Raw genomic sequence first — 13,123 nt, 5'->3', positions numbered from 1 at the left:
TCAGCCCTCCTGCGTGAGCGTGGATTGGGCAGGCGGGTTGGGGGGGGCAAATAACGATGCGCCGATCCGCCCCGACAAGCCTTCGGTAATGCCGACTTCGTTCAGCAGCGAATCGATCAAGGGCTGCTGGGCGCGATAGGCCAGCGCTGCCGACACGGCCTGCTCAGCGAGATTGCCGTTTGTCGTGGATTCGGCCGCATGGCCACCGCCGCCGGTGCGATTCAGCCCATCGACCTGAATGATTTTGATGCCCTCGATGCGTTCCATCGGCTTGACCGACGCGGCAATGATGGCGGGCAGCGCACGAATGAGCTCGATCTTGACGTTCATCGCGATCTGCTCGGGTGAGAGCACGTTGACCGCATCATTGAGCTTGCGCTTGCCCTCGGCTTCGACTTCGTAGTTGGTCGCGTTGGCTTCGGCCAGGGTGCGGATAGCATGGGCCTGGTCTTCTGCCGCCTGCCGCTCGGCCTCGGCGGCGACGGTCATTTCGATTGCCCGGCGTTGCGCATCTTCCTCGGCTTTAACCATCGACACCTGTTTTTCGCGCTCAGCGCGCGCGACTTCTTCCGCGGTCACCACGCTTTGTGCGGCTTTGACCGCTTCGGCGCGGGCCAGGTTGGCCTGCGCCTCGGCAACCGATTGCTGCTCGGACTTTTGCGCGATGGCAATCGCGCGTTCCTGCTCGGCTATCTCGATCGAACGCTGCTGTTCAATCGCCGCCACTTTCAGTCCACGCTCAGCCTCGATCTGCTTTTGCTTGACGCTGCGATCACGCTCAACCTCGGCTTCCTTGACCTGCCGTTCCGCTGTGATGCGCGCCTGCTCTGACTCCTGCTTTTTGACCGCTTCGTATCCCGCCACCTGCGCGCTTTGCTCGGCCTGCTTGTTGGCGACTTCCTGTTCTTGTGCCAGCACTGCCAGCGTTTGCTGTTGTGCGATCCGCAGTTGCTCCTGCTTGGTGGTGAGGTTTTTCTCGGCGATCTCGACTGCGGTGTCCTGCTCGATGGCGTTGCGCTGCTTGGTGCGCAATTGCGTTTCCTCGGTCAGCTTGGTCAAGCCTTCGGCGTCGAACGCATTATTAGGGTCGAAGAATTGCATCGCGGTCTGGTCGATGCGTGTGAGTGATACCGACTCGAGTTCGAGGCCATTTTTGGTCAGGTCTTCCTGCACGGTGTTCTGCACCGCCTGGATAAAGTCCTGCCGCTTGTCGAGCAGCTCCTGCATGGTCATCGACACGGCGGCGGCACGCAGCGCGTCAACAAATTTGTCTTCGACCAACTCTTTCAAGGCACTCGGATCCATCGTCCGCTGTCCCAGCGTTTGCGCCGCCTGTGCGATGCCTTCGAGCATCGGTCGCACCCTCACGAAAAACGCGGCGACCGCATCGACCCGCATCCGGTCTTTGGTAAACAGGCTGTCCTTGCCGCTGCGCGAGACTTCGAGCTTGAGCGTGTTCATGTTGACCGGAATCACCTGATGAAAGCCCGGCAATACAATCGCGCCGCCATCCATCACCACCTTTTGCCCGCCCAGACCCGTGCGCACAAACGAAAGCTCTTTCGATGCCCGCTGATACAAGCGGACGATAATGATGCCGATAACCAGCAGTGCCAGCAAAACGACCGCGCCCATGACCAGCACGGGATACAAATTTTCCAGCATGGTGTGACTCCCTCGGTTTGTTATTCAGTACGGCAAATCCTTACTCGGCGATGGGGTTGGCGACGGCTTGATAACGCCCCGTGCTCAATTCGCGCAATAGCAACACGCGCTCCCCTGCACGCAGCGTAATCGACTTCGCGTCCGGCTCCACCATTACATAATGCGTCTGCCCGTATTCGTCCTGGAATCGCGCTTCTGCGGCTTTCCCGGGTTTCGCTTCACCCGATACTAGCGTCGCCGTGCGTCCCACAAAGCTGGCGTCGGAGATCGCGGCCGACTCGTCGCGCGGCATGATGCGCACTAAAGCAGAACCGACTGCACGCGTGGCGGGCAACGCGCCGAGCAAGGCCAGCGGTGCAGCCGCCAGTGCGGGTAGCTCCTTGCCAATAACCGCCGCCACCACGCCTTGCAGCCCCAATCCCAGCAACGCAAACAGCGTAAGAAGCAAAACCACGATGACCAGAAACGGCAACCTGCCCACATGCAGCCAAGCCAACCCCCCCGCTTCCGGCGCGTCGCCGACCAGACCTTCCATCATGGATGACAGCGAGCCGCCGACCAGCACGGCCAGTAACTCAAGTACGCCTATCCCCGCGACAACCACCAGCGCTGCCGAAAACAGCCAACTACCGTCACTTAGCAGAAAATCCATTGGGCCTTCGTACCTCGTCAGTCATACGATTGAACTATGCGCCGGCGCACTCTGCATTAAACAGGCGTCTGTCGCGTTAATTTAAACGGTGCGCCTGTCCCGTACGGCCTGCGCCAGCGTACCGCTGTCCACGTATTCGAGTTCACCGCCGACCGGTACGCCGCGCGCCAGCCGGCTGACCTTGATGCCGCGCGCTTTCAGCAGTTCGCCAATGGTGTGCGCGGTGGCCTCGCCTTCGGGCGTGAAGTTGGTGGCGAGCAGCACTTCCTCGACCACGCCGTCGAGCGCGCGGGCGATCAGGCGGTCGAGATGGATCTCGCGCGGGCCGATGCCGTCGAGCGGGCTCAGGCGTCCCATCAGCACGAAGTAGAGCCCGCTGTAGCTTTGGGTCGCTTCCATCATGTTGAAGTCGGCCGGCATTTCGACCACGGCCAGTTGCCGCTTGTCCCGACGCGGGCTGGCGCAGACCTCGCACACCTCGGCCTCGGAAAAATTGTTGCACAGGCGGCAATGGTGCAGATGCGTCAGCGCATGGTTGAGTGCGCCTGCCAGCGCCTCGGCGCCGCGGCGGTCGCGTTGCAGCAGGTGGTAGGCCATGCGCGCGGCAGACTTGGGGCCGACGCCGGGCAGCACGCGCAGCGCACCGATCAGGTTTTCCAGCGCGGCCGGTTGCATCGCGGTTGCGCCTTAGAAAGGCAATTTCATCCCGGGCGGAATCGGCAGGCCGGCGGTGACGCTGCCCATTTTTTCCTGCACGGTGGCTTCGACCTTGCGCACCGCGTCGTTGACGGCGGCAGCGACCAGATCTTCCAGCATTTCCTTGTCGTCGCCCATCAAACTGGGGTCGATGGTGACGCGGCGAACGTCGTATTTGCAGGTCATCGTGACCTTGACCATGCCGGCGCCGCTTTGACCCTCGATTTCGATTTCTGCCAGCTTGGCCTGCATTTTGGCCATGTTTTCCTGCACCTGCTGGACCTGCTTCATCATGTTGCCAATGCCGCCCTTCATCATGTGGATTCTCCTAGGGGTTGTATGGTTGTGGCGTCGATCTGGCCGCCAAACTGCTCGACCAGTTCACGCACGAATGGATCGGATTCGATCGACGCCACGGCCTCGGCCTGGCGTTCATCCTTGATACGGGTACGCACCTGCTGCGGCGTCTTTTCGACCGCCGCGCCCAGTTCGACGGTGACTTTGAGACCTGCGCCATATTTGTCGCGCAGCGCGGCAATCAGCTTGTCCTGATAGGTGCGGTCGAGCAGGTGCTTGTCCGCTTCGCCGACGCGCAGCGTCACCGCGTCGGCGGTCTGCGCCACCAACTCGCAATGGTCGGCCAGCATCTTGGCCATGCCGCCGAGGCGCAGCGAGGCGACCACGGCGAGCCAGTCCCAAGCGGCATGCGGCGTCGATTCGCTGGCAATCATTGCGGGTGCCGCGGGCGTTGCGGAAACAGGCTCAATGTACGGCGTGGTTGCGGCAAGCGCGACAGGTACAACCGGCGCTACGGCCGCTGCGAGCACAACGGCCGGCGTAGCCTCGGGTTTGGCCGCGGCACGCGGGGCGGGTTCGGTCTGCGGCATGGGCGCGGCCCGCGCGGGCGCCGGTGGAACCCGCGGCGCGCGCGGGTCCGAACCGGGCGCGAACGCCAGCATGCGCAGCAGCGTCATGCAAAACCCCGACAGTTCATCCGGCGCATACGGCAAATCCCGCCGGCCGTTAAGCGCGATCTGGTAATACAGCTGCACGGTTTCGGCATCGAGACGGCTTGCAGCCGCCTGCATCCGCTCATCGCCGGCGCTCACATCTGCCGCACCGTGCCCTGCCAGATTGGGCGCATGCAGCATCACGGCCAGCTGCGTCAGCAGACTGCCCATGTCCTGCAGCGCCGCATCGAACGCCATGCCGCCCTCGGCGAGCTGTTGCGCCTGTTGCATCAGGCCGTCGGCGTCGTTCGCCGCCAGTGCATCGAGCAGATCGAACAGGTAATCGCGGCGCACCGTGCCGAGCATCGCCTCGACGCCCGCCGCTTCAATGGCGCCGCCGCCGTAAGCAATCGCCTGATCGGTGAGCGAAAGCGCGTCGCGCATCGACCCTGCCGCGGCGCGCGCCAGCAGAGTCAGTGCCGCGACTTCAGCATGGATGTTTTCATCGGCCAGCACCTCGGCCAGATGCTGCGCCACCAGCGCGGGCGGCATCGGCTTGAGGTTGAATTGCAGACAGCGCGACAGCACCGTCACCGGAATTTTTTGCGGGTCGGTGGTGGCGAGGATGAATTTGACGTGTGCGGGCGGCTCTTCCAGCGTCTTCAACATCGAGTTGAACGCCGGCTTCGACAGCATGTGCACTTCGTCAATGATGTAGACCTTGAAGCGCCCCACCGTCGGCGTGTATTGCGCGTTGTCGAGCACCTCGCGCATGTTGTCGACACCGGTGTTCGACGCCGCGTCGAGCTCCAGCAGGTCGACGAAACGCCCGGCATCGATCTGTGTGCACGCCGAGCACACACCGCACGGCGTGGCGGTGACGCCGGTTTCGCAGTTGAGACACTTGGCCAGAATCCGCGCCAGCGTGGTCTTGCCCACCCCGCGCGTGCCGGTCAGCAGATAAGCGTGATGCAGCCGTCCCTGCGTCAGCGCGTTGGACAGCGCGCGCACCACATGCTCCTGCCCCTTGAGATCGGCAAACGCGCGCGGCCGCCACTTGCGCGCCAGCGCCAGTGCGGGAGAAGCCGATTCGCCGAAGAGATCAGTCATGGGTTATGTAAGAAGGCGGGAACCATTCCAGGCGGCATTCGGGTGAAGACAAGGCGGAGCACCGCATGCAGCACCGTGAGTACGGCAAGGCGCGACAACGCGCCGTGTTTAATTAAACCCACTCGCCCGAATGCCGCCTGGAATGGCGAGCCTGACCCCGGCACTGGCATCACTCGCTGGGGCTGCTTCCTTCCGGACCTGACCCGATTCACGAACTAGCCATGCGGGGAGACCCGCCGCGGGCATTTTAACGCAGATGCGCGGCGCGCCCTATAGAAAAACCGGGGCAATCGCGCTGAATCGTCGCTTTATTCCTCGTCTGCCGGCAGCGTCAAGCGCCGCTTTTTCACGGCATCCGCCAGCAGCCGCAACAACGGCACCGTATCGTCCCAGCCGATGCAGGCATCGGTGATCGATTGAGCGTAGGCCAACGGCTGGCCGGGGACGAGGTCCTGGCGTCCGGCATTCAGATGGCTTTCGATCATCATGCCGATGATGCGGGTGTCGCCGCCCGCCACTTGCGCGGCGACATCGGCGCCGACATCGATCTGGCGCTGGTACTGCTTGCTGGAATTGGCGTGCGAGAAATCGATCATCAACTGTTGACGCAGCCCCGCTGCCGCCAGCTCGCCGCAGGCCTGGTTGACGCTCGCCGCGTCGTAGTTGGGCGCCTTGCCGCCGCGCAGGATCACGTGGGTGTCCTCGTTGCCGGAGGTGCTGAACACGCCGACGTGTCCCGATTTGGTAATCGAGATGAAGTGATGGCGCGCCGCTGCCGCCTTGATTGCGTCGACCGCGATCCGGAGGCTGCCGTCGGTGCCATTCTTGAAGCCGACCGGGCACGACAGCCCCGACGCCAGCTGGCGGTGCGACTGCGATTCGGTGGTGCGCGCGCCGATCGCGCCCCAGCTCACCAGGTCGGCGATGTATTGCGGTGAAATCAGGTCGAGAAACTCGGTGGCGCAGGGCAGGCCGATTTCGTTGATTTCGAGCAGGAGTTTGCGCGCCAGCCGCAGGCCTTCGTTGATGTCGAAGCTTTCGTCGAGGTGCGGATCGTTGATGAGGCCCTTCCAGCCCACGGTGGTGCGCGGCTTTTCGAAATACACGCGCATGACGATGACGATTTCGTGCGTCAGTTCGTCGGCCAGCGGCTTCAGCTTTTTCGCATAATCGATCGCGGCGGCCGGGTCGTGGATCGAGCACGGCCCGACGACGATGAACAGGCGATCGTCGGCACCGCGCAGCACGTCGTGAATGGCGCTGCGTGCATGCGCGACGTGCGCGTGCACCGCTTCGCTGCCGCGCAGCTCGCGCATGATCTGCATCGGGGCCAGCAGTTCGCCGCTTTGTTCGATGCGGGTGTCGTCGGTGCGGGTGGTCGTCATCATGAAGCTCCTGGGGTTTGCGGCGGCTGAAACAAAAAACCGCCAGTGGACTGGCGGTTTCGTTAAGTCTGCTGAACGTTTCAGCGCCTCCCGACCGCCTTGTGCGAGGGATAAAAGCAGCTAAAAAAGGTCAGCATGGCCGGGTTCATGCGCGCCAGTCTATCAAAACCCGCCGCCCTGCGACAACCGCTTTCCACCCGGCCCCATTCTGCCTCGCCGCATTCCCGCCCGCCCGCCCCTATAATCGGGAAAAATCAATGTAAGGCAGGGGGAAGGATGGACAACCAGATCGACAACCAGCGCGCCGGCCAGGAACAGCGGCGCGACAAGCGTTTTCAGGTTTCTCAGGCCGCCATCATCACGCAGCTCGGGCATACCGAAATCGCCTGCGAAATCCGCGACTTCTGCGTGGGCGGGCTGTTCCTCAAATTCACCAATCCCGAGGTGGCGATCGCAGCTCTGGCCCAGCGCGCCAATGCCGAGGTGGAAATCGTTTTCACCGCGGCCTCGAGCACCGCGACCAACACCTTTCAGGTCCCCGCCCAACTCAAGCGGCTGAGCCCGCTCGGCGTCGGCGTTTCGTTCATCCGCCAGCCGCACGAAGCCTTGCGCGCATTGCAAAAGCTGCGCATGGCCAGTCATCGCCAGAAACTGGCCGCCCTGCCCACTTCGGAGGCTTTCCCGCACTTGCGCCAGGCCAGCACCACGCTGTTGAACGAGACCCTGCTGCAGGCGCACGATCAGATGATGCAGGTACTTGGCGACAAGCTCAGTGCCGCCGCCGTGCAAGCATCGGGGATTACCGAACACAGCGCCTTGCTGAGCGCGATGCACGAGTTCGGCCAACAGGCCGCCGGGGTGCAGACCCGCTTTGTGCAGCAGGTAATGGATGCTCTGAGCCAGACCGGCGCTGTCCAGCCGCAGGTCAAATCGAGCAGCAACGAAGGCGGCCTGGCGCTGGTCGACGAACTGGACTTCGAAGACTGGCTCGCCACTTCGACCGAAGCCCACAAGCTGGAAGAGCAGTTTCACGAGCAGCTGGCCGATATCGAGCCGCGCATCGGCCAGCTATTCGGCTTTGCCTGCGACCACAGCACCAATCCGTTCGGCCCCAATGTCATCGGCCATGCTTTCCGCAGCGCGGTGCAGGATGTTCCGGTATCGGCGCGCGCGCGGCAGGTGGCCTATGCCACCTTGCGCGACGTGCTGTCCGACCAGCTGGCGCCGCTGTATGCCGAGTTGCTGGCGATGCTGCCGATTTCGCAGGCTGAAACCCAGTCGCCGCAAACCCACCCGGCTCCGCCCCCCACCGAAGCCGACAAGCCCGCGCCCACCGAGGCCGGCAGCCCGCCCTTCGCCCAGTCTGAAGGTGCGCCCGCCGCACCACCGCCCAAAGGCGCGCTCAGCCGCCTGACCAGTTCCCTGATGGATTTCTTCCAGGGCAATCAGGGCCAGGCTGCAGCGGCCGCGCCGACCGCGGCGAACGCTCCGGCACCCCAGGCCGGCCAGGGCGGCTATGCGCAACCCGCCGCAGCGGGCGGCCAGACGATGCCATCGAGCGTGCCCGGTGTGGCGCATTCGCCGGTGTTGCAGCGACTGGCGGCCGCCGGCGCCCTGCCGCCTGCGGTCACGCAGGAGATGCAGCGCTCGGTCGACATGTTCGGCGCGCTGTTCGATACCATGCATGCCGAAAAATCGGTCAGCGAAGGCATGCGGCCGTTTTTCCAGCAGCTCGAAACCAGCCTCATCAAGCTGGCGATGTCCGACCCGCAGTTCCTCAACTCACCCAGCCACCCGGCGCACAAGGTGCTGAATACGCTCGACCGCATCAGCATGGTGGCGGGCGACGACGGCAAGATCAGCGATGCGCGGCTGATGCGGCTGATGAGCCGCTGGACCGACCGCATCAACGCCGAAGCCGACAAGAACCCGGGCGTATTCGAAGAAGCACGCACCCAGCTCGAACGCGTGGTCAAGCCACTGCTGAGCGAGCGCGCCGCGCGCGTTTTCCGCTTGCAGGAAATGTGCGAAGGCCGCCAGAACGCCGAGATCGTCAAGCAGCGCATCCTGCGCGAACTGCTGGCGCAGCTCGACACTCACCCAGTGCCCAATGCGGTGATCGAACTGCTGAACGGCGGCTGGCGCAATGTGCTGTTCATCGAGGAAATGCGTCACGGCATCGACAGCGACGAAGCGCGCCAGGCCTGGCAGGTGCTGCGCCAGTTGTGCGGCTGGCTCGACCCGGACCTCGCCGAAGCGCCCTCGGCCAGCGACATCCAGGCCTTGCTGCAGCGCATCGACCAGGCGCTGACGCATGTGTGCGCCGACAAGTTCGCGCAAGACCGCATCGTCGACCAGCTCGCGACCGCCCTGTTCGAAACCGACAAGACGCAGCACCCGCGTACGGCGATCGGCGCCCGCCTGATCGACGCCGCCAGCGAGCCACTCACCGAAGAGCAGGACAACCTGGCCGAGCGCTTGCGCGTCGGCGACTGGCTGCAGTTCAAATCGCAGGACACGCCGCTCAACCTGATCTGGATCGGCGACCAGCCCCACGTGTACGTGTTCGCCAACTATCGCGGCATCAAGAAGCTCGACCTCAAGCGGGCGGAACTGCTGCAAACGCTGGAAGCCGGCGAGGCGCAATGGACCGAAGACCTCGAACTGCCGCTGATGGACCGCTCTTACAGCGCAATGATCCAGAAAATGCAGCGCGACCTGCTGTGGCAGGCTTCGCACGATTCTGCTACCGGCCTTGCCAACCGCAAGAGCTTTTTCCGCTCGATCCGCCGCGCCTGGCTGCGCAGTCAGGCCACGGAGGGCGGCTTTGCCGTCGGCGTCATCCAGTTCGACATCCTCAACCCGGCTGGCGAAGCCGCGGCAAGCGATATCCGCATTCCGATCCTGCGCGAACTGTCCCAGCTGCTGCCCACTTTGCTGCCCGCCAGCGCCGAGTTGGCGCGCGCCGGCGAATCCGGGCTCGCCTTCTGGATCGAGGCGACCGACAGCGACGCCGCACAGGCGCAGGCCGCAAACCTGCTGCGCACCCTGACCGCGCAGCCGCAGGAAATCAACGGCATCCGCTACCGCGTGCAGATGGCGGCCGGCCTGATGTGGACCAACGACTGTCTGAGTCCGGAAACCTATTTCGACAACGCCAACGCCGCCAGCGCGCGCGCCCGCGAATCCGGCCAGCCGGTGGTGCTGTACAGCAGCGAAATCAACGACAGCGGCGTGCTGGCGCTGGCGCAATGGGCGCACGAACTGACCGCCATCCTGGCCAATAACCAGCTCAGCCTCAACTGTCAGCCCGTGGTGGCCGCGGCCGACCCGGCGCGCACCCCGCTCTATTTCGAGGTGCTGCTGCACCCCACCGCGCACGACGAACGCGCCATCGCCACGCGCGACCTGATCGATGTCGCCGCGCGCCTCCAGCGCATCACCGAGATCGATCGCTGGGTGGTCAAAACCGTCCTGCACTGGATGCGCGACCATGCGGATCGCCTCGCCGTAATTGGCGGCCTGTCGATCAACCTATCCGGCCAGTCGATCACCAACCCGCTGTTCCTGAAGTTCCTGCTGGCCGAACTGGCGCGCGGCGACATTCCCGGCAACAAGCTCATTTTCGAAATCAGCGAAGCCGATGCCGTGGAAGGCCACGCCCAGACCCAGCTGTTCATGCGTCAGCTCCAGCGCTACGGTTGCCGCTTCACGCTCGACGACTTCGGCATCGGCAGCAGCTCGTACACCAGCCTGAAGAGCATGAAGCTCGACTATCTGAAAATCGACCGCGCCCTGGTTCGCGAAATCGGCACCAGCATGATCGACGAAGCCTTGGTGCGCTCGATCCTGGAAACTGGCAGCTTCCTCGGCATCAAGACCGTGGCCGGCTTCATCGAAGACCCCGAGCGCCTCGCCACCCTGGTCGAAATGGGGGTCGATTGCGTACAGGGCTATCTGATCGGCGAACCGCGCACGCTGGACAGTCTCGGATAAGCCGGCCCGCTTCTGCCTGCATGGCAAACCCGGAGCGGACCGGCACAGGCGCGTGATCCGGCGAGCCTCGTCCGGAGCGCCGGCACCACAAAGGCCCGCATGCCTGCGGGCCTTTTCTCGCCTGCGCGTAATCTGATACGTTCAGGTTTCGTCTTTTTCGATCCTCAACCCAGGAGATTTTCCGATGTACAACACCTTCAAACCCGAACAGGCGATGGGCCTGATGGACTTCGTTCGCGCAGCCAAATCCTGCGTCAAGGAAATTTCCCCGCAGACCCTGCTGGACAAACTCAGCGCCCGGGAAGACCTGCTGCTGATCGACGTGCGCGAGCACAGCGAGTACGAGGCCGGCCACATCAAGGGCGCCCATCTGGTTCCGCGCGGCATCATCGAGGCGGCCGCCGACCCCGCCTATCCGAAACACCTGCCCGAACTGGCCGCGGCGCGCGACCGTCAGATCGTCGTCTATTGCGCCACCAGCGGCCGCTCGGCCATGGCCGCCGCGGTGCTGCAGATGATGGGCTTCAAGAATGTGCTGAACATGGAAGGCGGCTACGCCCGCTGGGAAGCCGACGGCATGCCCCAGGTACACGAGGCTGCGTATTGATTTTGCCGCGGCCCGCTAGATGCGGGCCTGCCGGCGCCGGCTTTATCCGTACAGCTGCACCGCAAAGCCGTCCCGCTCCCACGTCTGAACCCGCTGCCAGCCCGCGCTTGCGGCGATGGCGCTGAATTCGTCACCGCGGAATTTCCAGGAATTCTCGGTATGCACGCTTTCGCCCAGCGCGAAATGGAAACGCTGCCCCGCGACACGGACGGTTTGCCCAGTCAGGCTGATCAAATGCATTTCGACGCGCCCGGCGACCGGATTGTAGAAGGCGTAGTGGCGGAACTGGCCGAGGTCGAAATCGGCTTCGAGTTCGCGGTTCAAGCGCGCCAGCAGGTTGAGGTTGAAGGCTGCGGTCACGCCTGCAACGTCGTTATAGGCGCGGTGAAGCTCGACCGGGTCTTTTTTGAGGTCGAAGCCGATCAGCAACTGGCCCGCCTCGCCCGCCAGCTTGCGAAAGCGCGCGAGCAGGGCGGCAGCCTCGGCCGGCGTGAAGTTGCCGATGCTGGAACCGGGGTAATAGACCAGCCGCCGACCGCCCATGAGGTAAGGCGTAGCGTCTTCCAGGCTGCGGATGAAATCCATGCCCAGCGCGCTGACCGCCACGCCGGAATATTCCAGCGCCAGCGCGCCGGCGGCAGCGGCGAGCGGTTCGCCTGCGATGTCCAACACCACCAGCTGGCTGGGGTGCACGGTGTCGAGCAGGGCGCGGACTTTGACGCAGTCGCCCGCGCCCGGCTCGATGATGCAATCGACCGCGCCGATGGCGGCAGCGATTTCGGACAGGTGCGCGTCCATGAGCGCACGCTCGGTACGGCAGAGGGCGTATTCGGGCTGTGCGCAGATGGCCTCGAACAGGCGGCAGCCGGCTTCGTCGTAAAAGTATTTGGGCGGGATGGACTTGGGCTGCGCGGCCAGTCCCGCCAGCACGTCGGCGCGCAGGTCGTCGTGCGCTGCAGGCAAGTCGACAAAGCGAAACGACATTCAGGCAACAACCGTGACGTTCGTTCCCGCATGCAGGCCGCCGATTTCCACCGCGCCGGCAAAGCCGTGCCGGTGAAACAGGTCGAGCACGGCCTGGCGCGCTTCGGGCGCGCAGCTCACCAGCAGGCCGCCGCTGGTTTGCGGGTCGGTGAGGACAGCCTGCTGCCAGTCGGCGAGCGGGCCGATACTGACTTCAGCGCCGTAGCTCGCCCAGTTGCGCTGGCTGGCGCCGGTGGTCAAGCCGGCTTGCGCCAGTTCGGCGACCCCCGGCAGCAGCGGCAGGCGCGCGAATTCGACGCGGGCAGCCAGCTTCGAGGCGCGGGTGATTTCCAGCAAATGTCCGGCCAGGCCAAAGCCCGTGATATCGGTCAGCGCGTGGACGCCGTCGAGGCCGGCAAGGTCGGCGCCGGCAGTGTTGAGCTGGGTGGTGGCGGCGATCATGGCGGCGTATTGATCGGCGCTGAGCGCTTCTTTTTTCAGTGCGGCGCTGTAAATCCCCACCCCGAGCGGCTTGCCGAGGATCAGCACGTCGCCCGCCTGGCCGCCCGCGTTGGTCTTGACGCGGCGCGGATCGACCACGCCGATGCCCACCAGGCCGTAGATCGGCTCCGGCGCGTCGATGGAATGCCCGCCCGCGATCGGAATGCCGGCCGCCTTGCACACCGCTTCGCCGCCGGCGAGGATCTGCCGGATGACGTCGTTGGGCAGCTTGCCGATCGGCATGCCGACGATGGCCAGCGCGAACAATGGCCGCCCACCCATGGCATAGACATCGGACAGGGCATTGGTGGCGGCGATGCGGCCGAATTCGTAGGGATCGTCCACGATCGGCATGAAGAAATCGGTGGTGGCGACAATGGCCTGCTCGTCGTTCAGCCGATACACGGCAGCGTCGTCGCCATGCTCGATGCCCACCAGCAAGTCCGGATAGGCCGCCGCCATGTGCGAGGTAAAAGGCGTGTCGGCGAGAATTTCGCGTAGCACGGACGGCGCGATTTTGCAGCCGCAGCCGCCGCCGTGGGAGAACTGGGTCAGGCGGATGGGGGCATTAAGGATGGGCTCGCTCATGTTCTGAATT

General features: G+C 64.3%; 10 protein-coding genes and 1 other RNA gene. 2 read left to right on the top strand and 9 right to left on the bottom strand.

The features are described 5' to 3' along the window. From IV098_RS06715 to IV098_RS06685, 7 genes are all read right to left on the bottom strand, one after another. Entirely contained in the window at positions 1-1,665 is a 1,665-nt protein-coding gene (locus IV098_RS06715; protein WP_296887329.1) for a flotillin family protein, read from the bottom strand. Between the two features lie 40 nt (positions 1,666-1,705). Further along, the gene (locus tag IV098_RS06710; protein WP_296887327.1) at positions 1,706-2,317 is read right to left on the bottom strand and encodes an OB-fold-containig protein; all 612 of its coding nucleotides are present in this window, start codon (positions 2,315-2,317) and stop codon (positions 1,706-1,708) included. Positions 2,318-2,398: 81 nt separating this feature from the next. After that, positions 2,399-2,992, bottom strand: coding sequence for a recombination mediator RecR (gene recR / locus IV098_RS06705; protein ID WP_296887325.1), 594 nt, complete (start codon positions 2,990-2,992; stop codon positions 2,399-2,401). Between the two features lie 12 nt (positions 2,993-3,004). Further along, positions 3,005-3,328, bottom strand: coding sequence for a YbaB/EbfC family nucleoid-associated protein (locus tag IV098_RS06700; RefSeq protein ID WP_296888139.1), 324 nt, complete (start codon positions 3,326-3,328; stop codon positions 3,005-3,007). Then, entirely contained in the window at positions 3,328-5,073 is a 1,746-nt protein-coding gene (dnaX, locus tag IV098_RS06695) for a DNA polymerase III subunit gamma/tau (RefSeq protein WP_296887323.1), read from the bottom strand. The genes IV098_RS06700 and dnaX overlap by 1 nt, the downstream gene beginning before the upstream one ends. A gap of 141 nt (positions 5,074-5,214) precedes the next feature. After that, an RNA gene (gene ffs, locus IV098_RS06690) (signal recognition particle sRNA small type) lies at positions 5,215-5,311 on the bottom strand. 70 nt (positions 5,312-5,381) lie between these two features. Continuing rightward, the gene (locus tag IV098_RS06685; RefSeq protein WP_296888137.1) at positions 5,382-6,458 is read right to left on the bottom strand and encodes a 3-deoxy-7-phosphoheptulonate synthase; all 1,077 of its coding nucleotides are present in this window, start codon (positions 6,456-6,458) and stop codon (positions 5,382-5,384) included. 276 nt (positions 6,459-6,734) lie between these two features. On the opposite strand from IV098_RS06685, the gene IV098_RS06680 reads away from it, so the two are divergent. Beyond that, positions 6,735-10,454: a DUF1631 family protein gene (locus tag IV098_RS06680; RefSeq protein ID WP_296887321.1), complete on the top strand. Its 3,720-nt coding sequence runs from the start codon at positions 6,735-6,737 to the stop codon at positions 10,452-10,454. 184 nt (positions 10,455-10,638) lie between these two features. After that, on the top strand, positions 10,639-11,061 hold the full coding sequence (locus IV098_RS06675; RefSeq protein ID WP_296887319.1) for a rhodanese-like domain-containing protein: 423 nt from the start codon (positions 10,639-10,641) through the stop codon (positions 11,059-11,061). A 42-nt stretch (positions 11,062-11,103) separates the two neighbouring features. Here the strand turns inward: IV098_RS06675 and egtD are convergent, their stop codons facing one another. Both egtD and selD read right to left on the bottom strand, forming a co-directional pair. Beyond that, complete coding sequence (egtD, locus tag IV098_RS06670) at positions 11,104-12,045, bottom strand: L-histidine N(alpha)-methyltransferase (RefSeq protein WP_296887317.1); 942 nt, start codon at positions 12,043-12,045, stop codon at positions 11,104-11,106. After that, a complete protein-coding gene (selD, locus tag IV098_RS06665; RefSeq protein ID WP_296887315.1) occupies positions 12,046-13,113 on the bottom strand; it encodes a selenide, water dikinase SelD in 1,068 nt (355 codons plus the stop codon). It lies immediately after the preceding gene. Positions 13,114-13,123 lie beyond the last annotated feature (10 nt).

This window comes from Thiobacillus sp. (assembly GCF_018780105.1).
GTDB lineage: Bacteria > Pseudomonadota > Gammaproteobacteria > Burkholderiales > Thiobacillaceae > Thiobacillus.
This window is presented reverse-complemented; position numbering and strand designations above follow the sequence as displayed.

Coding starts and splice junctions, on each gene's coding strand:
- selD (WP_296887315.1), bottom strand. CDS start 13,113: ATGAGCGAGCCCATCCTTAATGCCCCCATCCGCCTGACCCAGTTCTCC.
- IV098_RS06710 (WP_296887327.1), bottom strand. CDS start 2,317: ATGGATTTTCTGCTAAGTGACGGTAGTTGGCTGTTTTCGGCAGCGCTG.
- egtD (WP_296887317.1), bottom strand. CDS start 12,045: ATGTCGTTTCGCTTTGTCGACTTGCCTGCAGCGCACGACGACCTGCGC.
- IV098_RS06685 (WP_296888137.1), bottom strand. CDS start 6,458: ATGACGACCACCCGCACCGACGACACCCGCATCGAACAAAGCGGCGAA.
- dnaX (WP_296887323.1), bottom strand. CDS start 5,073: ATGACTGATCTCTTCGGCGAATCGGCTTCTCCCGCACTGGCGCTGGCG.
- IV098_RS06700 (WP_296888139.1), bottom strand. CDS start 3,328: ATGAAGGGCGGCATTGGCAACATGATGAAGCAGGTCCAGCAGGTGCAG.
- recR (WP_296887325.1), bottom strand. CDS start 2,992: ATGCAACCGGCCGCGCTGGAAAACCTGATCGGTGCGCTGCGCGTGCTG.
- IV098_RS06715 (WP_296887329.1), bottom strand. CDS start 1,665: ATGCTGGAAAATTTGTATCCCGTGCTGGTCATGGGCGCGGTCGTTTTG.
- IV098_RS06675 (WP_296887319.1), top strand. CDS start 10,639: ATGTACAACACCTTCAAACCCGAACAGGCGATGGGCCTGATGGACTTC.
- IV098_RS06680 (WP_296887321.1), top strand. CDS start 6,735: ATGGACAACCAGATCGACAACCAGCGCGCCGGCCAGGAACAGCGGCGC.